19 protein-coding genes are annotated in these 23,909 nt (G+C 71.3%); 8 read left to right on the top strand and 11 right to left on the bottom strand.

The window, feature by feature from the left end:
* Positions 1–62: 62 nt before the first annotated feature.
* From ACN27J_RS23750 to sepH, 3 genes are all read left to right on the top strand, one after another.
* The gene (locus ACN27J_RS23750; protein WP_123606312.1) at positions 63–1,169 is read left to right on the top strand and encodes a citrate synthase 2; all 1,107 of its coding nucleotides are present in this window, start codon (positions 63–65) and stop codon (positions 1,167–1,169) included.
* A gap of 175 nt (positions 1,170–1,344) precedes the next feature.
* Positions 1,345–2,472, top strand: coding sequence for a phosphoserine transaminase (serC, locus tag ACN27J_RS23745; RefSeq protein WP_421369625.1), 1,128 nt, complete (start codon positions 1,345–1,347; stop codon positions 2,470–2,472).
* Positions 2,473–2,758: 286 nt separating this feature from the next.
* Positions 2,759–3,826 carry a septation protein SepH gene (sepH, locus tag ACN27J_RS23740; protein WP_278173453.1) on the top strand — a complete coding sequence of 356 codons (1,068 nt, stop codon included), beginning with the start codon at positions 2,759–2,761 and terminating at the stop codon, positions 3,824–3,826.
* Positions 3,827–3,917: 91 nt separating this feature from the next.
* Here the strand turns inward: sepH and ACN27J_RS23735 are convergent, their stop codons facing one another.
* The 3 genes from ACN27J_RS23735 to ACN27J_RS23725 form a co-directional block, all read right to left on the bottom strand.
* Positions 3,918–5,231, bottom strand: a complete 1,314-nt coding sequence (locus ACN27J_RS23735; protein ID WP_421369623.1) for an MFS transporter — start codon at positions 5,229–5,231, stop codon at positions 3,918–3,920.
* 71 nt (positions 5,232–5,302) lie between these two features.
* Positions 5,303–5,737, bottom strand: coding sequence for a MarR family transcriptional regulator (locus ACN27J_RS23730; RefSeq protein WP_421372423.1), 435 nt, complete (start codon positions 5,735–5,737; stop codon positions 5,303–5,305).
* Between the two features lie 129 nt (positions 5,738–5,866).
* On the bottom strand, positions 5,867–7,330 hold the full coding sequence (locus ACN27J_RS23725) for an NCS2 family permease (RefSeq protein WP_421369621.1): 1,464 nt from the start codon (positions 7,328–7,330) through the stop codon (positions 5,867–5,869).
* Between the two features lie 193 nt (positions 7,331–7,523).
* On the opposite strand from ACN27J_RS23725, the gene ACN27J_RS23720 reads away from it, so the two are divergent.
* Positions 7,524–7,829, top strand: coding sequence for a DUF2530 domain-containing protein (locus ACN27J_RS23720; protein WP_416551394.1), 306 nt, complete (start codon positions 7,524–7,526; stop codon positions 7,827–7,829).
* On the opposite strand, the gene ACN27J_RS23715 is transcribed toward ACN27J_RS23720, so the two are convergent.
* A complete protein-coding gene (locus ACN27J_RS23715; protein ID WP_421372420.1) occupies positions 7,798–8,655 on the bottom strand; it encodes a DUF3027 domain-containing protein in 858 nt (285 codons plus the stop codon). The two genes, ACN27J_RS23720 and ACN27J_RS23715, sit on opposite strands and share 32 nt — an antisense overlap.
* Before the next feature lie 85 nt (positions 8,656–8,740).
* Between ACN27J_RS23715 and ACN27J_RS23710 the strand changes: the two genes are divergently transcribed.
* The 3 genes from ACN27J_RS23710 to ACN27J_RS23700 all read left to right on the top strand — a co-directional run bounded on the left by ACN27J_RS23710 (position 8,741) and on the right by ACN27J_RS23700 (position 12,262).
* Positions 8,741–10,555, top strand: coding sequence for an MFS transporter (locus ACN27J_RS23710; protein ID WP_421369619.1), 1,815 nt, complete (start codon positions 8,741–8,743; stop codon positions 10,553–10,555).
* Between the two features lie 86 nt (positions 10,556–10,641).
* Positions 10,642–11,382: a futalosine hydrolase gene (locus ACN27J_RS23705; RefSeq protein WP_421372417.1), complete on the top strand. Its 741-nt coding sequence runs from the start codon at positions 10,642–10,644 to the stop codon at positions 11,380–11,382.
* Position 11,383: 1 nt separating this feature from the next.
* A complete protein-coding gene (locus ACN27J_RS23700) occupies positions 11,384–12,262 on the top strand; it encodes a 1,4-dihydroxy-6-naphthoate synthase (protein ID WP_421372415.1) in 879 nt (292 codons plus the stop codon).
* A gap of 38 nt (positions 12,263–12,300) precedes the next feature.
* Here ACN27J_RS23700 and ACN27J_RS23695 read toward each other — a convergent pair whose 3' ends face one another.
* Positions 12,301–12,687: a cold-shock protein gene (locus ACN27J_RS23695; RefSeq protein ID WP_123607376.1), complete on the bottom strand. Its 387-nt coding sequence runs from the start codon at positions 12,685–12,687 to the stop codon at positions 12,301–12,303.
* A 32-nt stretch (positions 12,688–12,719) separates the two neighbouring features.
* A complete protein-coding gene (locus tag ACN27J_RS23690) occupies positions 12,720–13,334 on the bottom strand; it encodes an HAD family hydrolase (protein WP_421369617.1) in 615 nt (204 codons plus the stop codon).
* A 170-nt stretch (positions 13,335–13,504) separates the two neighbouring features.
* On the opposite strand from ACN27J_RS23690, the gene ACN27J_RS23685 reads away from it, so the two are divergent.
* Positions 13,505–16,075, top strand: coding sequence for a helicase-associated domain-containing protein (locus tag ACN27J_RS23685; RefSeq protein ID WP_421369616.1), 2,571 nt, complete (start codon positions 13,505–13,507; stop codon positions 16,073–16,075).
* An 82-nt stretch (positions 16,076–16,157) separates the two neighbouring features.
* Here ACN27J_RS23685 and ACN27J_RS23680 read toward each other — a convergent pair whose 3' ends face one another.
* The 5 genes from ACN27J_RS23680 to ACN27J_RS23660 form a co-directional block, all read right to left on the bottom strand.
* Positions 16,158–16,418, bottom strand: a complete 261-nt coding sequence (locus ACN27J_RS23680) for a hypothetical protein (protein ID WP_278173442.1) — start codon at positions 16,416–16,418, stop codon at positions 16,158–16,160.
* Positions 16,419–16,599: 181 nt separating this feature from the next.
* Positions 16,600–18,345 (bottom strand): cellulose binding domain-containing protein, encoded by a 1,746-nt coding sequence (locus ACN27J_RS23675; protein WP_421369614.1) that lies wholly within the window; start codon positions 18,343–18,345, stop codon positions 16,600–16,602.
* 148 nt (positions 18,346–18,493) lie between these two features.
* Positions 18,494–19,843, bottom strand: coding sequence for an endo-1,4-beta-xylanase (locus ACN27J_RS23670; RefSeq protein ID WP_421369612.1), 1,350 nt, complete (start codon positions 19,841–19,843; stop codon positions 18,494–18,496).
* A gap of 32 nt (positions 19,844–19,875) precedes the next feature.
* Positions 19,876–21,900 carry a family 43 glycosylhydrolase gene (locus tag ACN27J_RS23665; RefSeq protein WP_421369610.1) on the bottom strand — a complete coding sequence of 675 codons (2,025 nt, stop codon included), beginning with the start codon at positions 21,898–21,900 and terminating at the stop codon, positions 19,876–19,878.
* A 645-nt stretch (positions 21,901–22,545) separates the two neighbouring features.
* Entirely contained in the window at positions 22,546–23,868 is a 1,323-nt protein-coding gene (locus tag ACN27J_RS23660) for a hypothetical protein (protein WP_421369609.1), read from the bottom strand.
* Positions 23,869–23,909: the final 41 nt, after the last annotated feature.

The raw sequence follows: 23,909 nt of genomic DNA, 5'->3' as shown, positions 1-23,909 counted from the left end.
GCCTGCAGCAGTTCTACCGGGCGCTCGGGCAGCACCGCCAAAATCCCCACCAGGAGAGCCACATGTCCGACTTCAAACCGGGTCTCGAAGGTGTGATCGCATTCGAGACCGAAATCGCCGAGCCTGACAAGGAGGGCGGTGCCCTACGGTACCGCGGCGTCGACATCGAGGATCTGATCGGACAGGTCTCCTTCGGCAACGTCTGGGCACTGCTGGTCGACGGCCGGTTCGGGCCGGGTCTGCCGCCCGCCGAGCCGTTCCCGGTGCCGGTGCACTCCGGCGACATCCGGGTGGACGTGCAGTCGGCGGTCGCCATGCTCGCCCCGTACTGGGGGCTGTCCCAGCTGCTCGACATCTCCGACGAGCAGGCCCGCGCGGACCTGGCCCGGGTGTCGGTCACCGCGTTGTCGTTCGTCGCCCAGTCGGCCCGTGGACTCGGTCTGCCGGCCGTGCCGCAGAAGGAGATCGACAAGGCGCAGACCATCGTCGAGCGGTTCATGCGCCGGTGGCGTGGCGAGCCCGACCCGCGGCACGTCAAGGCGGTCGACGCGTACTTCATCTCCGCCGCCGAACACGGCATGAACGCCTCCACCTTCACCGCCCGGGTGGTCGCCTCCACCGGAGCCGACGCCGCCGCCTGCATCTCGTCGGGCATCGGCGCGCTCTCCGGACCGCTGCACGGTGGTGCCCCGTCCCGGGTGCTGCACATGATCGAGGGCGTGGAACGCAGCGGCGACGCCGAGTCGTACGTCAAGGGCGTGCTCGACCGCGGCGAACGGCTGATGGGGTTCGGCCACCGGGTGTACCGGGCCGAGGACCCGCGCGCCCGGGTGCTGCGCCGCACCGCCAAGGAGCTCGGCGCGCCCCGTTACGAGGTGGCCGAGGCGCTGGAGAAGGCCGCTCTGGAGGAGTTGCACAACCGCAAGCCGGACCGGGTGCTGGCGACCAACGTCGAGTTCTGGTCGGCGGTGGTGCTCGACTTCGCCGAGGTGCCGGCGCACATGTTCACCTCGATGTTCACCTGCGCCCGGATGGGCGGCTGGAGCGCCCACATCCTGGAGCAGAAGCGGCTCAAGCGGCTGGTCCGCCCGTCCGCCCGGTACGTCGGCCCGCAGCCGCGCAAGCCGCAGCAGGTCGCCGGCTGGGACGCGGTCCCGCACGACGTCTGATCCGGCACGGATCCTGGTCCGGCACCGATCCTGATCGGGTACGGATTCCGCCGGCACCGGCCCGGGGGATGTGGGGCACGCCTCAGTCGCAGACGTGGGACCACACCCCGGGGCCAGCCGGTCGGGTGCGAGGATTGGTCGACCCGTAGCGCATCTGGAAGGACTGCTGACCACCGTGGCTGACGTTGCGACCATCCGCATCCCAGACGAGATCAAGCCCGCCGACGGCAGGTTCGGCTGCGGCCCGTCGAAGGTCCGCCCGGCAGCCGTAGAGGCGCTGTCCGAGGTCGCCACCAGCTACCTGGGCACCTCCCACCGGCAGCGCACCGTCCGCGACGAGGTGGCCCGGCTGCGGCGCGGCATCGCCGAATTCTTCGCGCTGCCCGATGGCTACGAGGTGATTCTCGGCAACGGCGGTACCACGGCGTTCTGGGAGGTCGCCACGTTCGGTCTGGTCCGCGACCGGGCGCAGTTCGCCAGCTTCGGCGAGTTCGGGGCCAAGTTCGCCAAGGCGGTACGCGACGCGCCGTTCCTCGGCGAGCCGACGGTGCACAAGGCCGAGCCGGGCAGCGCCCCGACCCTGGTCGCCGAGGCGGGCGTCGACGTCTACGCGACGCCGCACAACGAGACCTCCACCGGGGTCGCGGTGCCGATCCGGCGGGTCGCCGGGGCCGACGACGGTGCACTGATGCTGGTCGACGCCACGTCCGGCGCCGGTGGTCTGGAGGTCGACCCGACCGAGACCGACGTCTACTACTTCGCCCCGCAGAAGTGCTTCGGCTCGGACGGCGGCATCTGGCTGGCCCTGATGTCGCCGGCTGCCCTGGACCGGGCCGCCCAGGTGAAGGCGTCCGGCCGGTACATCCCGGCGTTCCTGGACCTGGTGACCGCGATCGACAACTCGCGGTTGGAGCAGACCTACAACACCCCGGCGCTGGCGACGATCTTCCTCGCCGCCGAGCAGACCGACTGGATGAACGCCCAGGGTGGGCTCGCCTGGGCGGCGAAGCGGACGGCGGAGAGCGCGGCGGCGATCTACGGCTGGGCTCAGCGGTCCGCAGTGGCCACCCCGTTCGTCACCGATCCGGCACTGCGGTCGAACGTGGTGGCGACCATCGACTTCGTCGACGGAGTGGACGCCGCCAAGGTCGCCAAGGTACTTCGGGCCAACGGCATCGTGGACACCGAGCCGTACCGCAAGCTCGGCCGCAACCAGCTGCGGGTGGCGCTGTTCCCCGCGATCGACCCGGCCGACGTCGAGGCGTTGACCGCCTGCGTCGACTTCGTGATCGAGCGGCTCTGAGGCATATCGGGCGATAAGGCCGGTTCGGCGTTGATTGTCGCCGAACCGGCCGGTTTGCTCTAGGATGACGATCAACCGCTGACCATCCGCGATCGACCGTGATCGCCGACGCTCGATCACCGTCCGCCATCCGACCCGCCCAGCCGGACGGATCGGGGCAGCTCACTCGACATGCCCGGCGTGGCCTACTCCCATCGGGTGACTTATCGGCGTACCGTGTGCGGAGGACGTCGCGGGCGGGTCGACCTTGCGGCGTGGGGCAGCTCAGCGGGACGGAGGCAACGCGATGCGCCCGGTACGCTTCGTCGCCCTCTCCGAGGACGGTCAGGCCCTGGTCCTCGCTGACGAGGTCGGCCGACTGCTCGCCCTACCGATCGACGACCGCGTCTCCACCGCCGTGCAGGCGGACCCGGACAGCTCGACCACGTTGACGGTGGCCAGCCAGCCCGGTGATCCCCAGCCGTCGCTGTCCCCCCGGGACATCCAGGCCCGGATCCGGTCCGGCGAGTCGGCCGACGACGTCGCGCGGATCGCCGGGGTGCCGGTCGACCGGGTGCTGCGCTACGCCGGACCGGTGCTGCAGGAGCGGGCCATGCTCGCCCAGCACGCCCGGCGTACCAGGCTGAAGAACTCCGACAAGGGTGCCCCGCTCGCCGAGGTCGTCGACGGCCGGCTGGCCCAGCACGGCATCGACGCGGAGAAAATCTCCTGGGACGCGTACCGGCGCGACGACGGCACCTGGCGGATCATCGCTACCTGGCCGTCCGGTAAGGCCACCGCCCAGGCCATCTGGGAGCTCGACAAGAGCCGCCAGGTGATCTCGCCGCACGACGACATGGCGCAGTACCTCTGCACCGAGCGGCCCACCCAGATCCTCGGTCAGGAGCCGGCGCCGGAGCGGGGCGGGCACGCGCTGCCCGGTCCGTCGCGTGCCGAGCCGGGCCGGGGCGGCGGGCACGGCCTCCCGGCTGCCCCCGGTGACCAGCCACGACCCAGCCGGGACCCGATCCGGGCCGGGCGGGACGCGCTGCTCGCTTCGCTGGACCGACCGCTCGGTTCGGCGGCCGGTCGTGGCCTGGAGCCGGCGGCCAACGCCGAGACGCCCCGGCAGCGGCCGGTGGCCGGTGGTGCCGCCGCCCTGCTCGGCGGCGGCGCGGGTTCCGCCTTCGACGACGACGCCGACGCGCCCAAGGAGGTCCCGGCGGTGCCGTCCCTGGCGGTGCTGCGGCCCCGGCGCGCCGCGTCCGGTGCCACCGAGACCCCGGCCGACAGCTCCGGCAAGCCCCGCAAGCGGCTGCCGAGCTGGGACGACGTCCTGTTCGGTAGCGGCCCGGCCGACCGCGCGAGTTCCTGACCCGCCGGCGGCCGCCGACGGCCTCCGGCGGCCTGGGACCGATCGGCCCCGGGCAGTACGGCTCCAGGACCCCGGGCAGTACGGCTCCAGGTCAGGCTCGGACTGCTCCGGCATGGGCCGGCGCGGGTCGGGCCGGCAGTACGTAGAGCCGGGGCATCGGTGCCCACCTCAGCCGCAGCCGGCCGCCGGTACGCCGCAACTGCCAGGCCAGCGCGGCGGCGGCGGTCAGGAAGGACAGCAGGCCGCCCAGCCAGATGCTGGCCCCGGCGCCGAAGCGCTCGGCGACCCAGCCGATGATCGGTGCGCCGACCGGGTTGGTGCCCAGGAAGACCAGCACCCACAGCGCCATCACCCGGCCCCGGAACGCCGGGTCGACACCGAGCTGCACCCGCTGGTTGGAGGCCTGCGCGAAGTAGACCATGAAGAACCCGGTCGGCAGCAGCAGGAGCACCACCAGCCAGTACGTCGGGGCCAGCCCGACCAGGGTGCCGAGGCCGGCGAAGGTCAACGCGCTGCCCAGCACGACGTAGACCGACGGTCGGTCGCGCCGGCCGCTGGCGGCCAGGGCACCGGCCAGCGCGCCCACCGCGAGCGCCGTGGTGAACAGCCCGAACGACGCCGCACCGGTCTCGAAGACCGTCTTGGCCAACGCGGCGAGGGTCAGCTGGAAGTTGAACAGCAGTAGGCCGAGCACGGCCATCAGGGCCATCGGCAGCATCAGGTCGGGGCGGCGGGCGACGTAGCGCAACCCGTCGACCACCTTGGCGGCGTCCCGCTGCGCTCCGACCGGCAGGCCGACCCGGTGCAGTTCGCCGGAGCGCATCCGGATCAGTCCGACCAGCTGGGCCGTGGACGCGAGCGCGCTGATCAGGAAGACCGGCCCGACGTCGAACGCCGCGATGGTCAGCCCGGCCACGGCCGGGCCGACGATCCGGGCGGTGTTGAACGTCGCCGAGGACAGCGCGAGGGCGTTGGGCAGCAGCGGGGTCCCGACCAGTTCGGAGACGAACGCCTGCCGGACCGGGGTCTCCAGGGCGTTGCCGACGCCGAGCAGTCCGGCGAAGACGAAGACATGCCAGAGCGCCACCACGCCGGTCAGCACCAGCACGCTCATCACCAGGGCCAGCACGCACCAGATGGCGTTGGCGACGAACAGCAGCAGCCGCTTGTCGTAGCGGTCGGCGAGCCGGCCGAAGATCAGGGTGAACAGCAGCACCGGGGTGAACTGGAGGGCGACCACCACGCCGAGCGCGGTGGCGGAGTCGTCCGACAGCTGCAGGACGAGCCAGTCCTGCGCGATGAACATCATCCACACACCGATCAGCTTGATCAGCTGCCCGGTGGCGAAGATCCGGTAGTTGCGGACCTGTAGGGACTGGAAGGTGGTGTTCAGTGTCGCCCGCACTCGGGGTGCGCCTCCTCGGATCGTACGCGTCATCCACATGGGACGAAGCGGACCCGATGGCGACTGTCGCGTCAGCCGCGGGCGACCTGCTGCAGGATCTCCGCCGCCTGCCGTAACGTGTCCCGTTCGGCAGGACTCAGCGCGGCGAGCCGGGTGGCGAGCCACTCGTCACGTACCCGTTCGAACCCGGCGATCACCTCGCGGCCCGACCCGGTGGCCGACAGGATCACCTGCCGGCCGTCGGTCGGGTGCGGGGTGCGTTGCACCAGTCCGCGCTCCTCGAGCTTGGCGACGATCCTGGTCATCGTCGGCGGTTGGACCCGCTCGATGTCGGCCAGCTCCCGCGGCGTCATCGCACCGGCCAGCTCCAGGCTGGTGAGCGCGGACAGCTGGGTGACCGTCAGATCGCCGACCGGCCGGGCCCGTCGGACCCGCCGGTTGAGTCGGGTGATGGCATCGCGCAGGGACGTCGCCAGTTGCGCGGCCGTGACCTGCTGCTCTCCCATCACCGCCCACTCCGTCACGTTCGTTAGCCTAACTAACGAACACACCGATCGACCAGCCGTTATGACCACCGTCACCGGCGGCACCAGGGTACCGCCGGTGCCGGCAGACGAAGCGACGAGGCGGTCGGCTCAGCCGATCAGCAACTCCAGCGGATGCCGCAGGAAGTAGAGGGTGAACAGCGCGGCCACCCCGTACAGCAGCGGATGCACCTGCGCCGCGCGGCCCTTCACCAGCTTGATCAGCACGAAGGTGATCACCCCCGCGCCGATCCCGTTGGAGATCGAGTAGGTGAACGGCATCAGCACGATGGTGAGGAACGCCGGGATGGCGATCTCGTAGTCGGTCCAGTCGATGGTGCGCACCGCGGTCAGCATCAGGAAGCCGACCACCACCAGCGCGGTCGACGCCGCCTCGAACGGCACCACCTCGACCAGCGGGGACAGGAAGACGGCCAGTAGGAACAACCCGCCGGTGACCAGGTTCGCCGCTCCGGTCCGGGCGCCCTCCGCCACCCCGGCGGCGCTTTCGATGTACGAGGTGTTGCTCGACGTACTCGCCATGCCGCCCGCCGCCGCCGCGATCGAGTCGACGACCAGGATCTCCTTGGTCCTCGGCGGCATCCCCTCGGCGTCGAGCAGGCCGCCCTCCTGACCGACCGCGACCATGGTGCCCATCGTGTCGAAGAAGTCGGTCAGCAGCAGGGTGAAGACGAACATCAGGGCGATCAGCCAGGTGGCCGAGTCCCACGCCCCCAGCACGGAAAACTTGCCGAGCAGCGACAGATCCGGCATGCCGAAGACCTGGTCGGGCAGGCTCGGCACGGTCAGGGCCCAACCGCCGGGTTGGCCGTCCGGGCCGCCGGCCGGCCCGAACCCGCCGATCGCCTCGACGACAATGGCCAGCACCGTGGAGCCCAGGATGCCGATCAGGATCGCACCGCGCACCTTGCGGACCACCAGCACCAGGGTGAGCAGCAGGCCGAGTACGAAGACGAACGCCGGCCAGGTAGCGATCATGCCGTTGACGCCCAGGCCGAGCGGCGGCGACGCGGTGCCACCGGTGACGAACCCGGCGTTGACGAAGCCGATCAACGCGAGGAACAGCCCGATGCCGACCCCGATGGCGGTCTTCAGCTGGGTCGGCACGGCCCGGAAGACGGCGGTACGCAGCCCGGTCAGCACCAGGACCAGGATGATCACGCCTTCGATGACCACCAGGCCCATCGCGTCGGCCCAGGTCATCTGCGGTGCGATCTCGAAGGCGACGAGGGCGTTCACCCCGAGACCGGCGGCCAGCGCCAGCGGGAACCGGGCGACCACCCCCATCAGCAGCGTCATCAACCCGGCGATCAGGGCGGTCGCGGCGGCGATCGCCGGGATCGCCAGCGCGGCGCCCTCGCCGTCGACCGCGCTACCCAGGATCAACGGGTTGAGCACCACGATGTACGCCATCGTGAAGAAGGTGGCCAGGCCGCCGCGTACCTCCCGGCCGGGGGTGGAGCCGCGGGCGGTGATCTCGAAGAACCGGTCGAACGCGTTACGTGGGCTGCGGTCCGGAGTCGACCCGGTCGTCTCTGCCGGCACTGTCGCCATGGGTCCTCACAGCTGATCATCAGGTTGACTGGGTTGCGCGCATCGTCTCAGATCAGCTGTTACCTGTGGAGGTCCATCCGGTTACGTCCCGCGACATCGCCGATCCGGCCGCCCGCCGTCCGGGTTGACCGGCCCGTCGCGGCGGTCTCGATCAACCGGGACGTACCCTGGTAGCGTGCCCGACTCGCCGCCGATGACTCCGCCGGACGCCCCGACCGGCCCGGTGCGGCTGCCGAGGGCACCCCGACCGGCGCCGCTGGACCCACCGATGGTGCCGTTCGCCGTCGGCGGGATGATCGCCTGGGCCGTCGCCGGGCTGGTCTGCCTGCTCGCCCGAGACTGGCTGGCCGACACCGGGCGTACCGACTGGCTCTGGACCTGCCTGGCCGGTCTCCTGCTCGGGCTGCCCGGGCTCGCGGTGATGCTGCGGCACGACGCCAACCGGCGACGGCGCCACGCCGACCAGGTCAGTCGCCGGCCGGACCCGAACGCACCGTGACCGTCTCGACCTCGCCGTCGTCGTAGACCGTGGGCAGCTCGTCCACCGGGGTCACCGCCGGGCCGGTCAGCGTCTCCGAGTGCGCGCCACAGCCGTGGTCCACGCTCACCACCCGGCCGTCGTCCGGTGCGTACACGTTGCCGCACACCCCGAACGCCTGCCGCAGCGCCCCAGCCAGCATCAGGTAGAACCCGCAGGCGCCGCAGCGGGCCGTGTCCGGCGCGGCGACCGAGATCGGTGCCTGCGGGCCGTGTTCGCCGTCGTACCAGCGCTGCGCGGTGTCGGCGCGGCCCTCGCGAGACATCACCCGGCTCCGACCGAGCCCGAGCTCCCAGGAGACCTCCTCGACGGCCGGGTCGTCCGACTGCAGGTAACCGGGCGCGAGCCGGTCGTCGTCGAACGAGGTCGGCAGCAGGTCACCGACGCCCAGGTCACCGGGCTGCAGCCGGTCGTGCCAGGGCAGCCAACCCGGTGCCAGCAACGCGTCCGGGCCGGGCAGCAGCACCGTCTCACAGACGGTCACCTGCCGGCTGCGAGAGACCCGGGTCACGGTGACCGCCCACCGCCAGCCCTGGTACCCGGCAAGATGACAGTCGAAGAGGTGGGTCACCAGCCGGTCGCCTTCGGCGACTGCCTGCAGGTGCTCGCCGACCTCGGCGGGATCCACCGCGTCGGTCAGCGCGGCGTACGCCACGTCGACGGCTTTGGCGCAGACCGAGTCGAGGCGGGCGGCACGAGCGGTGCTCCTGGTCACCGTCCCATTGTTGCCTACCGGCCGGCACCGCCGACAGGCACTCCCCCGCCGACGGCGACTCGTTGTCGGCAGGCACTCCCCCGCCGACCCGGACCCGCGACCGCGAAAACCGGCACAGCCCGAGACGGGACGGCTGCGGATAGGTGAGGATGGGCGCATGGGGCTGTTTCGCTCGCTCGGGCACACGGCCGGGACCGCCTTCCGCGGCACCCGCGCGGTGCTGCGCGGCACGGCGCACAGCGGTCGCTGGGCCGGACACAAGGTTCTGCAGGTACGCCACCGCGGGGCGGGCGGTGAGCCGGGCATGTCGCGCCTGTTCGACCTGCACGCTGCCTCCTGCGCCGGGGACACCCTGATCACCATCGGGCTTGCCGGGACCATCTTCTTCAGCGCGCCGCTCGGCGAGGCGCGCAGCAGCGTGGCGCTCTACCTGCTGGTGACGATGGTGCCGTTCGCGCTGCTGGCCCCGGTGGTCGGCCCGGTGCTCGACCACTTCCGGCACGGCCGGCGGTACGCGCTGGCCACCACCATGCTCGGCCGGGCCTTCCTGGCCTGGTTGATCGCCGACCACCTGAACGGGTTCGGGCTGTATCCGGCGGCGTTCGGGGTGCTCGCCCTGTCCCGGGCGTACGGCGTCGGCCGCTCCGCCGCCGTGCCCCGTCTGTTGCCGGCCGGGCTGGGGCTGTCCCAGGCCGGGGCCCGGGCCAGCGTCTACGGCACGATCGCCGGGGCGCTGGTCGCACCACTGGGGCTGGCGGCGTTCTGGTTCGGGCCGCAGTGGCCGCTGCGGGTCGCGTCGGTGATCTTCCTGGTCGGCATGGTGATCGCGCTGCGGCTGCCGCCTCGGGCCGACTCCGAGCCCGCCGAGCGGGTGCCACGCGCGTTCCGGGTGTTCGGTCTGCGGCGCGGCACCGACCGGCAGCGGATTCTCACCGGAAGCCGGCTGGTGATCGCCACCCTGGTGGGCAGCGGCACGTTACGCTGCCTCTACGGCTTCCTGCTGCTCTTCCTCGCCTTCGCGATCAAGGCGGGCGATCTGTCCACGGTGGTGTTCCGCCAGCAGCTCGGCGACGAAGGCGCGCTGGGGTTGGTCGGAGCGGCGTTGGCCGCCGGAAGCTTCGCCGCCACCGCGATCGGCAGCCGGATGCGGATCAACCGCCCACTCGCCCTGCAGTCCAGCGGGCTGGTGATCGTGGCCGGTGTCGGTGTACTCGCCACCCTGCAGTTCTCGCTGCTGATGGTGGCACTGTTCTGTTTCGTCACCGCGATCATCAGCGGCATCGCGAAGCTCGCGGTGGACGCCACCATCCAGGAGCGGCTGCCGGAACGGCTGCGGGCCAGCGCATTCGCCCACTCCGAGACCATTCTGATGCTGTCGTTCGTCGCCGGTGGCGCGTTCGGGCTGATTCCGGTGGACGGCCGGGTCGGTGTCGTCGCGGCGGCCGGCTTCGGCATACTCGCCGCCGCCCGCGCGATGATCGTCGCCGGCCGGCAGCGCAAGGACCGGCTCAACGGCCGACCGGTCGACGCAGCCGACGACGTCCCGGAGACGCCCGAAACTGGCCCGCCCGAACCCGGCACCGCCGGATCAGTCACCGCCGATTCCGGTACGCCCGACGCCGGCTCACCCGACGACGGCGGCACGGTTGTTCCGCCACGCGCCCGCCGGTCGCTCGTCCCGGCCCGCATCCGGCCACGTCCGCGACCCGCCCCGCCGACGCCGGCACCGCCGGCACCGGTCGGCGCTGGGCAGGGCGGCACCGGCCCGGTCGGTGCCGAGCCGGTCGGCGTCCCGGCCGCCGGCGCACCCGCCGGTCACCGCGGCGACGACCGGTCCGACGGCCAAGCCGACGACGACGATCCGACGCCACCCGGATTCCACATCTACCGCCCGTCGTCGACGCTGCGCCGCGCGGCCGAGGACGATCGACCCGACGGGCCGGACAGCGGAAGCTGGCCCACGGGCGGGTAAGACGCCAACCCACGGGCAGGTGACGAGTCGCCGGGCAACGGACCCTGCCCGGCGGCCGGTAGGTCCAGGAAGGCGCGGTGGGTAGGGTGCGGCAGGTGCGGATTCTGATCGTGACCGCGGTCGAGGCCGAGGCGGTCGCCCTCCGGCGCGGAATCGCCCCGGGCGGCGGCACGGCGGGCAGCAGCACGGCCGGTAGCGGCACGGCAGCGGACGGCGGCACGACGGGCGACGCAGCCGACCGAGCGGTCGACGTCGCGGTGGTCGGGGTCGGTTCGGCGGCGGCCGCCGCCGGGACCAGCCGGCAGCTGGCACTCGCGGCGAGCAGCGGACGCCCGTACGACGCGGTGGTCAGCGCGGGGATCGGCGGCGGATTCCCCGATCGGATCGCCGTCGGGCAGACCGCCGTCGCCACCCGCAGCGTCGCGGCCGACCTCGGCGCCGAGTCGCCGGACGGGTTCCTGACGATCGACGAACTCGGCTTCGGCACCGCGGTCGCCCCCGCCGACGGCGCGCTCACCGGCTGGCTGCGGACGGTGCTGCCGGACGCCGTACCCGGCGCGGTGCTGACGGTGAACACCGTGACCGGCACCGCGACGACCGCTGGAACGCTCACCGGCCGTTACCCCGACGCGGTGGCCGAGGCCATGGAGGGGTACGGGGTGGCCTGCGCCGCCGAGCTGGCCGGGCTGCCCTTCGCGGAGCTGCGTACCATCTCCAACCCGGTCGGCCCGCGCGACCGGTCCGGCTGGCGGATCCCGTTGGCGCTGGCCGCGCTGACCACAGCGGCCAGCGCGCTGGCCAGCCGGAGTGCCGACTACCGTGGCTGACGTGACCCTGCGGCTGGCTTTCTCCCCCTGCCCCAACGACACGTTCGTCTTTCACGCCCTGGTGCACGGGCTGGTGCCGGACGCCCCGCCGGTCACCGTCCGGTACGCCGATGTGGACGTCACCAACTCCGCCGCGCAACGCGGCGAGTTCGACCTGGTCAAGGTCAGTTTCGCCGCGTTGCCCTGGCTGCTGCCGGACTACCACCTGCTGCCCTGCGGGGGTGCGTTGGGCCGGGGCTGCGGCCCGCTGCTGCTGACCGGCGGTACGGCCGGCGGTACGGCCGGCGAGGGCCGCTGGGCGGCCGGCGACCTGACCGGGGCGACTGTCGCCGTACCCGGTGAGCGGACCACCGCGTACCTGCTGTTCCGGCTCTGGTCGGCGGGTCGGCCGCCGGCCCGGATCGAGGTCGTGCCGTTCCACGAGATCATGCCCGGCGTCGCCGCCGGCCGGTACGACGCCGGGCTGGTGATCCACGAGGCGCGGTTCACCTACCAGCGGTACGGGCTCTCCGCGCTGGTCGACCTCGGAGCGTGGTGGGAGTCGGACACCGGGCTGCCGATCCCGTTGGGCGCGATCCTGGCCCGACGGGGCGTCGTCGACCCGGCGCAGGCGGCCGGCTGGGTTCGCGAGTCGGTCCGACTGGCCTGGGCCGATCCGGGCGCCTCCCGGGACTACGTGCTGGCCCATGCCCAGGAGATGGAGCCGGACGTGGTGGACCGGCACATCGGGCTGTACGTCAACGAATTCACCGCCGACCTCGGTGCCGACGGGTACGCGGCGGTCGCCGCGCTACTGGACCGGGCGGCGGCGCAAGGGCTCACCCCACCGACGGCAGGGCTGCTCGCGCCACCGCCCGACGACCAGCTACGGCGGCGGTAGAGAGCCGACCACTGCGGTCCGGGGACCGCGACCGCGGGTCAGACCTCCAGTTCGCGGGCGACCGCGTGCACCAGCTGGGCCACGGTCTGCGCCGTCTTGCGGTCCGGGAACCGGCCCCGCCGCAGGTCCGGCTGGACCTTGGCCTCCAGCACCTTGATCATGTCTTCGACCAGTCCGTGCAGCTCCTCCGGCGGTCGCCGACGCAGCTCGGCGACGGACGGCGGGGCCTCCAGCAGCTGTACGCCGAGCGCCTGCGCGCCGCGCCGGCTGTCCACCACCCCGAACTCCACCCGTTGCCCGGACTTGAGGTCGGTGACGCCAGCCGGCAACGCACCCTTGGGCAGGAACACGTCGCCACCCTCGTCACTGGTGACGAATCCGTACCCCTTTCCCGCGTCGTACCATTTCACTCGACCCGTCGGCACCACTGACCTCGACTTCACTCGCAGGATTGACCTCACCAGGCTAGCCGGAGCAGTGCGTCGGCCGCCGCCGGGAATCCGGTCAGGTCGTCGATCACCGCAGCCGCTCCGGTGGACCGCAGCTCAGCCGCCGAACAGGGGCCGGAGGCCACCCCGAGACCCGGTATCCCGGCGGTCCGCGCGGCCACCATGTCCGCCGTGTGGTCACCCACATACAGCTGTACGGCGTACTCGCGCAGGGCGACCGCCTTTCCCTCGGCGAACAGGTCCCCGGCGACCTCGTCCGCCGGCAGCCTCAGGTGGTCCAGGTGCAGGCGAGCCAGCCGGCCGAGCTTCGAGGTGACCACCACCACCCGCCCACCCCGCTCCCGGACCAGTTCGAGCGCGGCGACCGCCCCGGGCATCGGCAGGGTCGGACCGACCGCGTAGTGGGGGTAGAGCGACCGGAACTGCTCGACCGCGGCATCGACCTGGTCGGCCGGGAACCACTGGCTGATCTCGTGGCGCAGCGGCGGGCCGAGCCGGGACACCGCGACCTCGGCGTCCACCTGCACCCCGGTGAGCTCGGTCAACGCCCGGTAGGTGGCGGCGACCCCCGGCCGCGAGTCGATCAATGTCATGTCCAGGTCGAATCCGACCACCGGCGACATGCGCGTGTCCCTCCCTCGTCACGCCCGCCACGACGGGTGGGTCCGGCCGGCGGGTGGCCGGTCGGGTGGCGGCCGGAGGGTGAGCCTATGCGGGCGACTCCCGAGCCGGCGCATCTGCTCCGGACGGCCGAGGCCACCTGGGGCGTCCGGCGGGCTAGCGTGGAACAACCATGGCCAACACACTCGCCGACCACCTGCGTTCCCGCTCCGACGCGGAGCTGGGTGACCTGCTGCGCCTGCGTCCGGATCTGGTGGTGCCGGCGCCGACCGACATCGCCACGCTGGCCGCCCGGGCCCAGTCGCGGGTCTCCGCTGCCCGCGCGCTCGACGACCTCGACGAGTTCACCCTGCGGATCCTTGACGCCGCGCGGCTGTGCCGGGAGCCGTCGGCCGGAGCCGGTTCGGCCGACACCGCCGACGCCGTCGTCCCAGTGGACGCGGTGCTGGCGATGGCCACCGCGCCGGGCAGCGGGGCGACTGCGGCTCAGGTCCGCGCGGCGGTGGACCGGCTGCTGGCCCGTTGCCTGCTGTACGGGTCGGCCGGGCGGTTGCGGGTGGCCGGCGGGGTGGACGAGGCGAGTTCGCCGTACCCGGCGGGGCTGGGCCGGCCCGCCGCCGACCTGGACGACCGGGTGGCGCGACGGTGCGCCGATCCGGCCACGTTGCGCCGGACGCTGCTCAGCGCCCCGCCGTCGGCCCGGGCGGTGCTCGACCGGCTCGCCGCCGGTCCGCCGCTCGGCACGGTGACTACCGCCGCTGGCGGCCCGGCCGCTGGCGCTCAGGCCCGCGAAGCCCCGGCCGCTGGCGCTCAGGCCCGCGAGGCCCCGGCCGCTGCTGCCCCGGCCGCCCTGGGTCCAGGCGACGGGGTGAGCCCGGTGCGCTGGCTGGTCGAGGCCGGCCTGCTGGCGGTGGTCACCGACGAGCCGGCGACGGCCGGCAGCCAGGCCGTGGAATTGCCCCGCGAGGTCGGGCTGTTGCTGCGCCGGGACACCGGGCCGCTCGGCGCGCTGCGCCCCGACCCGCCTGCCGCCGGTTCCGCCGAACGCGATCCGAAGGCGGTTGACTCGACCGGTGCCGGGCAGGCGATGGAGCTGGTCCGGCAGGCCGGCGCGCTGCTGGAGGCGTTGGCCGCCGAGCCGGCGCCGCTGCTGCGTACCGGCGGGATCGGGGTGCGGGAGCTGCGCCGGCTGGCCCGCGTCGGTGGGGTCAGCGAGTCGCTGGCCGGGCTGCTGATCGAGATCGGGTACGCCGCCGGGCTGCTCGGTGCCGCCGAACTGCCCGCCTCGGCCAGCCGCACCGCCGTCGACCAGCAGATCCTGCCGACCGGCAACTACGACCAGTGGATCAACGAACCGGTGGCCCGGCGGTGGGAGCGGCTGGCCGGGGCGTGGCTGGCGATGACCCGGCGGGCCGGGTTGATCGGCCGCCGGGACGACCGGGACCGGCCGATCACCGCGTTGTCGACCGACGTGGAGCGGGCCGGCGCGCCGACGGTACGCCGTACCGTGCTCGGGGTGCTGGCCGCGCTGCCGCCGGGGGCCGCGCCGACCGCCGACGAAGTGCTCACGCTGCTCGCCTGGCAGGCGCCGCGGCGCAGCCGGGGCCGCGACGAGCTGCACCGCGAGGTCCTCGACGAGGCGGCTCAACTGGGCGTCACCGGGCTGGGCGTGTTGACCGGGTACGGCCGCTCGCTGCTCGCCGGGGAGGGCCGGGACGCTCGGGACATCGCGGCCGACGACGATCCGCTCGGCGTACGGGCAACCGAACGGGAGCACCGAGGTGCGGCGTCGACGGTGGAACGGGCGCTGGACGACCTGCTGCCGTCCCCGGTGGACCACGTTCTGGTGCAGGCCGACCTGACCGTGGTGGTGCCCGGTCCACCGGAGCCGGCCCTGGCTGCCGAATTGGAGCTGGTCGCCGAGCCGGAGTCGACCGGGGCGGCCAGTGTGCACCGGGTCACGTCGGCGAGTGTGCGCCGGGCGTTGGACGCCGGCTACCAGGCGGCCGAGCTGCATGAGTTGTTCGCCCGGCGGTCCCGCACCCCGGTGCCGCAGGGCCTCACCTACCTGATCGACGACTCAGCGCGTACCCATGGCGGGTTGCGCGCCGGATCGGCCGGCGGCTATCTGCGCAGCGACGACGAGGCGTTGCTGGCCACGGTGCTGGCGGACCGCCGGCTGGCTGCCCTGTCGCTGCGTCGGCTGGCGCCGACGGTGCTGGTCAGCGTGGTGCCCGCCGGCCGGATGCTGGAGGCGCTGCGGCAGGCCGGCTACGCCCCGGTGCCGGAGGACGGCACCGGGGCCGCGCTACGCACCGGCCGGCCCCGGGCCCGGCGGGCACCGGTGCGGCATCCGGTGACGTTGCGGTCGGTCGATCCGCTGGCCGTGCCGAAGCTGACCGCCCCCCGGATCAGCGGTCTGGTCGAGCAGCTCCGTCGGGGTGAGGCGGCGGCCCGTGCGGTACGGCGCGCACCCGGTCCGGTCCGGGCGGCGACCGGGCAGGCGGTCGACGGGCTGGCGGCGGTGCAGGCGCACTCGCAGGCGCTGGCCGTGCTGCAGCAGGCGGTACGGGACAAGGCGCTGGTCTGGGTGGGCTACGTGGACGCGCACGGTGCCGCCGCGTCCCGGCTGGTCCGTCCGGTGTCGATCGGCGCGGGTTACCTGCGGGCCGAGGACGAGCGGACCGAGACGCTGCACACCTTCGCGTTGCAGCGGGTGACCGCCGCGGTGGTGCACGACTGACTGACCGCACTGCGGCCTGCCACGGCGGTCGGCCCGGACCGCGCGGCGGCCCCGGTCGGCCCGGTCGGTACGCCCGGGAGCGTCAGCCCGTGGGCCGGCCGTCGTGCCGGTGCCGGCGGGCCGCCTCGATCACCGACACCGTGAGCAGCAGCGCGAATCCGGTGCCGAGTGCCTCACCCACCGAGTCGACGAAGCCCTGACGCAGCACCAGCCAGCCGAACAGGAACCAGCCGACGAGCAGGGTCGACGCGAACGCGTACCAGAACAACGTGGCCCGCGAGACCGACGCCGGGTAGCCCCGGTCGGCCGGCCCTGGTCGATCCGCACTGTCGTTGACCGCCATGACCGCCTCCCGGCCCGATCGCTGCCCTTCGCTGTCTCCAGACTGGCAGGTCGGGGCCGGATCGGACAGTAACCGGCACCGGCCGACGTGTCCGGTGCCGGCAGACGTGCCCGGCACCGGCCGGCACCGTCGGGGTCGGGGTGCCGGTGCGGGCGGGGACCCGCACCGGCACCCGCTGCCCTCAGTGGGTGAGCACGACGGTGGAGATGCTGCGTGCGCCCACGTTGACGGTGACCTGCTGGCCGTTCACCGTCACCGACTGGCTGGCCGCGCTGGAGTACTGCGAGGTGAGGTAGTGCTCCGCCCGCGTGACGTTCTGCGGGGCCTGGACGACCGCACCGTTGACCGCGCTGTTCGACCGGTTGAGGATCACCAGGGTGGTCTTCCCGTCACCGGTGTAGGCGGTCACCTCCAGCGGCGACGCCTTGGAGCTCTTGGTCAGGGCGACCCGCTGGTAACCGGGACGGACGTACTTGGCGTACTGCGAAAACGCGTACCCGCGCTTGAGCGGCGCTCCGGCCGTGGTGCCGAAGGCCGACTCGCCGTCGCCGATGAAGGAGTAGTACCGCTTGCCGTACCACCAGATGTAGGCGGTCCAGTTGGCCTCCATCGACCGGTGCACCGTACGCATGATGTCGTCGAGCGTCTCGTTCCAGACGGTCTGGTTGCTCGGGTTGCCCCAGATGTTCGAACCGCTTCCGTCCGCCTCGTGGAGGTTCCACTCGGTCATCCATACCGGCTTGCCGTGCTGGTTGGCCAGGTTGTACGGCCCCAGCCGGCCCGACGCCTCGGTGCCGTACAGGTGCCCGCCGATGTAGCCGATGTTGTTGCGGGCGGTCGCGTCGTTGAGGGTCGGATCGGTGTAGCTGTAGTTCAGGTTGACCGCCTCGGCGACCATCAGCTCGGTGTTCTGCACCCGCCACCCGTGGTCGCGGACGAAGTTGCGCAGTTCGGTACCGCTCCAGTCCATCGAGTCGTAGCTCGGGTGCCAGTCCGGCTCGTTCTGCACCGAGGTGACGTCGACCGTCACGCCCTGGTTGCGCATGTACTGGACGTAGCTGTTCAGATGGTTGGCGTAGTCGTCGTAGTAGTCGGTCCGCAGCTTGCCGCCGTTGATCCGGCTGTTGTTGGTCTTCCATGCCGCCGGCGCAGTCCACGGTGACGCGAGGATCTTCACGTCGGAGCCGTACGACTTCGCCGTACGCAGCGCGTTGACCTGGACCGGCCACTCACCGGACTCCGGGGAGATCCCGGTCCGGATGATCGAAAGGCCCAACTGGTTGGGCCCGAGCCCGACCATGGTCTGGGTTTCGGCGGTCGACCACGTGCCGCTGCCCCAGATCCAGGTGGCGGCGCCGAAGCCGTCGACCGTCTGGTAGCGGGTGGCGCTGTTCACCGTGATGTCGGCCGGCCCGGTCGGAGGCGGCGTGGTCGGTGGTGCGGTGGTCGGAGGTGCGGTGGTCGGAGGTGCGGTGGTCGGTGGTGCGGTCGTCGGAGGCGCGGTGGTCGGCGCGGTACCGCCGGTGCAGGCCACTCCGTTCAACGCGAAGCTGGTGGGAGCGGGGTTGCTGCCGTTCCACGAGCCGTTGAAGCCGAACGAGGTCGTGCCGTTGGTCGGGATGGCACCGTTGTAACTGACGTTCCTGGCAGTCACCGTGGCACCGCTCTGGGTCAGCGTCGTGTTCCACGCCTGGGTCACGGTCTGGCCTGCGCCGAACGACCAGGTGAGCGTCCAGCTGGTAAGTGGGTCACCGAGGTTGGTGATGGCGACGTTGGCGCCGAACCCACCCGGCCACTGCGACGACACCGCGTAATTCACCGAGCATCCGGCGGCTGCGGCGACTGGCGCCGCAGCCGCCACCGCAGCCGAGGCGAACAGAACGGCACCGACCGACGCCAAGGCGGCGTTGGTTCTCCATCTCTTCATCTACTTCCCCTGATCTCATGGACGGTCGAACGCGTTGGAATCGCACGGCCGGTCAAAGGCATTGGGCCGGCCCGGAAGCCTGCCGGGAGGAAACTGGTGCGGTCGGGCCGGTGCGGAGAGGACAGCCTCCGCACCGGCCCAGAGCTGCTCAGCCGGCAGTGCAGCTGGGCGTCGGAATCGAACCGTTTCCGCTGGCCTGGAAACCGAACTCGGTGGACTGCCCGGCACCGACCTGGCCGTTGTAGCTGACATTGGTGAAGTCGACGGCACCGGTGTTGCCGCTGCGGTCGGCGTTCCACGCGCCGGTGACGCTGGCCCCGGACGGTACGTTGAGCCGGACCCGCCAGCCGTTGATCGACGACGATCCGGCGGTGACCCGGACGGTGGCCACGAATCCGCCGTTCCAGGAGTTCATCGAGACGGTCGCGGAGCATCCGCCGCCGGACGGTGGCGGAGTGGTTGCCGGCGGCGCGGTGGTCGGCGGCGGGGGGTTGCCGCCGGCGTTGAGGGCGTTGAGTACGGCGTCGTAGGCGGGTTTCTTGTTGCCGTTGCCGTCGAACAGCAGGGGGTTGGCGCCGGTGCGCCAGGAGTCGGGGTCGAGGACGCCCCAGACGGTGATGCCGGTGCAGCGGGCGACGGCGAGGCAGGCGCGGGTGACCTGGCCGTACATGTTGGCCTGGTTTCCGCCCTGTTGGATGTCGAGTTCGGTGATCTGGACGTCGACGCCGAGGTCGGCGAAGCGTTGGATGTTCTGCTGGTAGGTGGGGTCGAGGCTGGTGCCGAGGTGGGACTGCAGGCCGACGCAGTCGATGGGGACGCCGCGGGCTTTGAAGTCGCGGACCATGTTGTAGATGGCGGTGGACTTGGCGTTGATGCCGTCGGTGTTGTAGTCGTTGTAGCAGAGTTTGGCGTTGGGGTCGGCGGCGCGGGCGGTGCGGAAGGCGACCTCGATCCAGTCGTTGCCGGTGCGTTGCAGGTTGGAGTCGCGGCGTCCGCCGCTGCCGCCGTCGGCGAAGGCTTCGTTGACGACGTCCCAGGAGTGGATCTGGCCGCGCCAGTGGCCGGCGACCCGGTTGATGTGGTTGATCATGGCGTTGCGCAGGGCGCTGCCGGACATGTTCTGGGCCCACTGGGGTTGTTGGGCGTGCCAGACGAGGGTGTGGCCGCGGACGGTCATGCCGCGGGCGCGGGCGTGGGCGATGAGTTGGTCGCCGGCGGTGAAGTTGAACTGGTTCTGGTTGGGTTCGGTGTGGTACCACTTCATTTCGTTCTCGGCCACGATGGAGTTGAACTCGCGGTTGAGGACGGTGGCGTGGGGTTGGCGGTTCAGCATGAACGAGTTGGTGGCGGCGCCGAAGTAGCGGCCGCTCTCGGCGGCGGCGGCACCCAACGTCGACGCCGCGCTGGCTGAGGTGGCTACCGCCACCGCCATTCCTGTCGACAGCGCGATCGTCGCGGAGATCGCGACCATCGTGCGTACACTTCTGGGCCTTCTCATTCCTTTTCCTCTCCTGAAGTCGCGACCGACACTCATGGCGTACTGAGTTCGAACCGTCGGACGGTGACGGAACCGCCGAGCGCCTGCGTCGCATAATTGAAGATCCCGAACCGGTAACCCATGAAGAACTGCCACTCATTGTTCAACGTGAACGCCGGCCCGAACGACGTGAAATTCACCCCGTCCGTGCTGTACGAGAACCGCGCCTGCCGCCCCGCACCCGGCCGGATATCAGCATTCGCCCGCAACCAGACCCGACCACCCGACACCGGCGCACTCGCCACCTCAGTCCCGGTCCCGATGGTGTTCCAGTTACTGTCCATCGTCAACCCGTTCGTCATCACCACCCGGGTCGACCCATTGTCCCGACGCACCCCGACCCACGCCGACGACTGCCGCAACATCACCAACCCCGACCGGTCACCATCCCGCATCGACGAATAATCCAACTCGACCGTCGCCGTCGACGTCGGCCCCTGAATCCGATGCGTCAACGTGTTCCGCGCACTGTAGAGATCATTCGTCACGGTCGCGGTGGACAACCGCAGCCCGTCGTTCACCGACCACCGCGAGTTGTCCGGATTGTGGTTCCACTCCCACTGCGGCCCCAACGTCGTCCCCGCGAACGTGTCCACCCCGGTCAACGGCTTCACCACCCGCGGCGGCGCCGGCAGATTCGGCACCGGGTAGTTCACCCCCCACCGACCGTTCACCGTCCGCAACTGCGGCCACCCGTCACCCGTCCAGGTGATCGGCGCCAACGCCGGCATCCGCCCACCCGGATACGCGTCCACGAACGCCATGTAGTACCAGTCACCGTTCTGCGTCTGCACCACACCACCCTGATGCGGCACCCCACCACCCGAGATCGGCCCCGGCAGATCCAACAACACCTGCCGCATCTCGTACGGCCCGAACGGCCCGTTCGTCGACCGCAACACATACTGACCGTTCGCCGGCCGCGTCAACCAGATGTAATAGCTACCGTTCCGCTTGTAGAACCGGGCCCCCTCCAGCGTCCCCACACTCGACGGCGTCTGGAACACCTGCTGCGCCCGCACCTGCGACCGACCATCCGCCGACAACTGCGCCACACTGATCGTCCCGTTACCGTACGCCACATACGGCGTGTCATCATCGTCGAACAACAACCCCGCGTCGTAGTAACACGGCAACGTCGCATGCTTCGTCCACGGCCCCTCCACCGACCGCGACGTGTACATGTGCGTCTGACTGAAATCGATACAACCCGCCCAGTAGTACGTCCCGTTGCTCCGCCGGTAGTTCAACGTCGACGCCCAGATCCCCCGCACATACCCACGCTGCGCCCCCGACAGGTCGTACTTCGACCCGAACTCCAACCTCGGTACCGCATGCCCCGCGAACTCCCAGTTCACCAGATCGTACGACCGCAGAATCGGCGCACCCGGCGAATAATGCATCGTCGACGCCGTCATGTAGTACGTGTCGTCGACCCGGATCACCTCCACATCCGCGAAGTCCTGCCACACCACCGGATTCGTGTAATCCCCCGACGGCGGCGGTGTCGTCGGCGGAGCCGTGGTGGGCGGGGCGGTGGTCGGCGGAGCCGTCGTGGGCGGGACGGTGGTGGGCGGAGCGGTGGTCGGGTCGGTCACGCCTCCGGTGCAGACCGTTCCGTTGAGGGTGAACGAGCCGGGCGTCGGGTTGCTGCTGTTGTTCCAGGAGCCGTTGAACCCGAACGAGGCGGTGCCGTTCGTCGCGATCGCGCTGTTCCAGCTGACATTGCGCGCGGTCACCTGTGCCCCGCTCTGGGTCAGCGACGTGTTCCACGCCTGGGTGACCTGTTGTCCAGCGGTGTACGACCAGGTGAGGGTCCAGCCGTCGATCGGGTCTCCGAGATTGGTGACGGTGACGTTGGCGCCGAATCCGCCGGGCCACTGGGACGACACGGCGTAGTCCACAGAGCATCCGGCGGCTGCGGCGGCGGTTGCGGGCAGGACCACGGTCGCCGCCGAGGCGACCAGGCCACCGGCCGCCGCGAGCAGCACTGCTCGTTTGACAGCTGTTTGTCGCACTGGAGTTCCTTTCCGGGATGGGTGCCGACGGCGCCGGGTACCCAGGCAGCAAGGTTCAGCGGAATCGCAAGTTGGGATGGCGGCGTCGGCCACGGTGCGGGCTGGGCACCGTGGCCGACGCCAGCAGGCACCGGCACCGCCGGACAGCCGCGTCGCACGGCGTGGCCCGGGGACGCTTCACCGAGGTGGACTCGCCCGGCCCGCAACGCTCGGCGCCCGAGGCCCGGCTCGGAAGGCGGGAACGCTGCCGGCCACCACACCCGGCCGACTCCCGACAAGGCCGGTGGAAGCAGGTGGGACGTGCCCCGCGCCCCACAGCAGGAGCATAGGTGTTATCGCTAACACCTTCAATACATCGAGACAACTGGATCAGTCTCGGGCGCATTGTAACGATGCAACTGGGAAAGCTGCTGCACCCTCACTGCCCATCGACCCGCCGAGCACTTTCAGCCAGCCGCTGCTTGTTTACGATAACAACATTGACCCGAACCGTTTCGAGAGGTGGTTGCCGGACCGTGGAGCCAGGGCTGGCGGCCGGAGACACGCGTGAGCCCGTCGGAGGATCCGGCGATCCTCCGACAGGCTCACGGTCGGGCGGTAGTCAGGCTGACCCGGACCCGGTTGCCCGGACCCGGGTCCGTCGGCTCAGGAGGCGCTGTCGTTGCGCTGGCTGAGCAGCCACTTCAGGATGCTGCGGTCCTCGTACGTCGGACCGTAGGCGGCGTGGTAGTCGGGCAGCGAGAACGCGTCGTTCTCGTACTCGGTGTAGCGCACCAGGTCGGCGATCTCCTGCTCGCTCTTGCCCTGCGCCGCGTGCGCCGCCTGCAGCGCGTCGCGGGAGTTGCGTCCCAGCGAGATGTTCAGCAGGTGGTCGTTGACGCCGTGGGTGACGTACACCGGCATCTCCGCCTCGGCCACCGCGGCGGCCTGCTCCTCGTTGATCTGGAACCCACCGGTGATCAGACCGGCGGCGAACAGATCCGGCCGCTGCTCGAACGCCGCCCAGGCCAGCTGCGATCCGTAGGAGACCGTGGTGGTGTAGATCCGGGTGGGGTCGACGCTGTACTCGTCGACGAACTGGTCGATCAGCTTGATCAGCAGCGCGGCCTCGGCCGCCGCACCGACCCGCTGGTTCTGCGGGGCGAGCACGATCACGTCCTCGTCGCTGCCGGTCCACTTACGCTCCAGCCAGGCCACCGCGGGGATGTCCGCCGCGATCTGTACCCCGGTGTTGTCCCCGTCGAAGCCCATCCCGTGGCCGGGCAGCACGACCATCAGCGGATACCGCTTGGCCGGGTCGTAGTTCTTCGGCAGGTGGTAGTGGTACGGCAGCACCATGCCGCCGCTCAGGTACGAGTCGTAGGCGAACTCGTCGACCAGCAGGTTCACCGGCTCCTCGGTCATCGCCCGGACCCGGTGCGGGGTGCCCGGTGCGAGCACCGGCCCCAGACCGTTGCCGTTGCCCTGCTTGGCGTGGATCCGCTTGCGCTGGGTCAGCGTGGTCGGTAGATCCGGGTTGACCTTGACCGTGCACAGAAAGGTCGGGCACTTCGAGACGATCACGGTCCAGCCGCCCACGTCGGCCGGGTCGAGTTCGATGATCACGTAGCGTCCGGTGACCGACCGCTGGTCGAACCGGGTGTGCGCCCGGCTGTTGGTGTAGACGTTGGTGATGGTCCGGTCGGCCATCTTGGTCAGGTCCTCGATCGGGTTGAACCGGAAGTTGTACACGGTGTCCGACACGGTGTAGGTGCTCGGGTCGATCGAGTCGGGGTTGACGATCTCGCCGTACTCGACCGCCACCGCGGAGACCCGCTGGCCGTACGTGTAGACCTCGGTGATCGGGGTGATGCTCTGGATGCCGGTGGTGATGCCGCCGCCGTTGCCACCCTGAGCGTTCGCCGCCCCGGCGGTGCTCAGCACCGCGGCTACGGCGAGCAGGGCAACCGCCTTCTTGCGGAGGGTCATGCGTCCTTCCTTCCCGCGCGAGCGCGTGTGCCCAGCCAGGC

Source organism: Solwaraspora sp. WMMB762 (assembly GCF_049179115.1).
Lineage (GTDB): Bacteria > Actinomycetota > Actinomycetes > Mycobacteriales > Micromonosporaceae > Micromonospora_E.
Note: the sequence above shows the minus strand (reverse complement) of the source record. Positions and strands in the feature narration are given on the sequence as shown.

Coding starts and splice junctions, on each gene's coding strand:
- ACN27J_RS23680 (WP_278173442.1), bottom strand. CDS start 16,418: ATGGCGGTCAACGACAGTGCGGATCGACCAGGGCCGGCCGACCGGGGC.
- ACN27J_RS23725 (WP_421369621.1), bottom strand. CDS start 7,330: ATGGCGACAGTGCCGGCAGAGACGACCGGGTCGACTCCGGACCGCAGC.
- ACN27J_RS23690 (WP_421369617.1), bottom strand. CDS start 13,334: ATGTCGCCGGTGGTCGGATTCGACCTGGACATGACATTGATCGACTCG.
- ACN27J_RS23750 (WP_123606312.1), top strand. CDS start 63: ATGTCCGACTTCAAACCGGGTCTCGAAGGTGTGATCGCATTCGAGACC.
- ACN27J_RS23670 (WP_421369612.1), bottom strand. CDS start 19,843: ATGAGAAGGCCCAGAAGTGTACGCACGATGGTCGCGATCTCCGCGACG.
- ACN27J_RS23685 (WP_421369616.1), top strand. CDS start 13,505: ATGGCCAACACACTCGCCGACCACCTGCGTTCCCGCTCCGACGCGGAG.
- sepH (WP_278173453.1), top strand. CDS start 2,759: ATGCGCCCGGTACGCTTCGTCGCCCTCTCCGAGGACGGTCAGGCCCTG.
- ACN27J_RS23675 (WP_421369614.1), bottom strand. CDS start 18,345: ATGAAGAGATGGAGAACCAACGCCGCCTTGGCGTCGGTCGGTGCCGTT.
- ACN27J_RS23660 (WP_421369609.1), bottom strand. CDS start 23,868: ATGACCCTCCGCAAGAAGGCGGTTGCCCTGCTCGCCGTAGCCGCGGTG.
- ACN27J_RS23720 (WP_416551394.1), top strand. CDS start 7,524: ATGACTCCGCCGGACGCCCCGACCGGCCCGGTGCGGCTGCCGAGGGCA.
- ACN27J_RS23710 (WP_421369619.1), top strand. CDS start 8,741: ATGGGGCTGTTTCGCTCGCTCGGGCACACGGCCGGGACCGCCTTCCGC.
- ACN27J_RS23730 (WP_421372423.1), bottom strand. CDS start 5,737: ATGGGAGAGCAGCAGGTCACGGCCGCGCAACTGGCGACGTCCCTGCGC.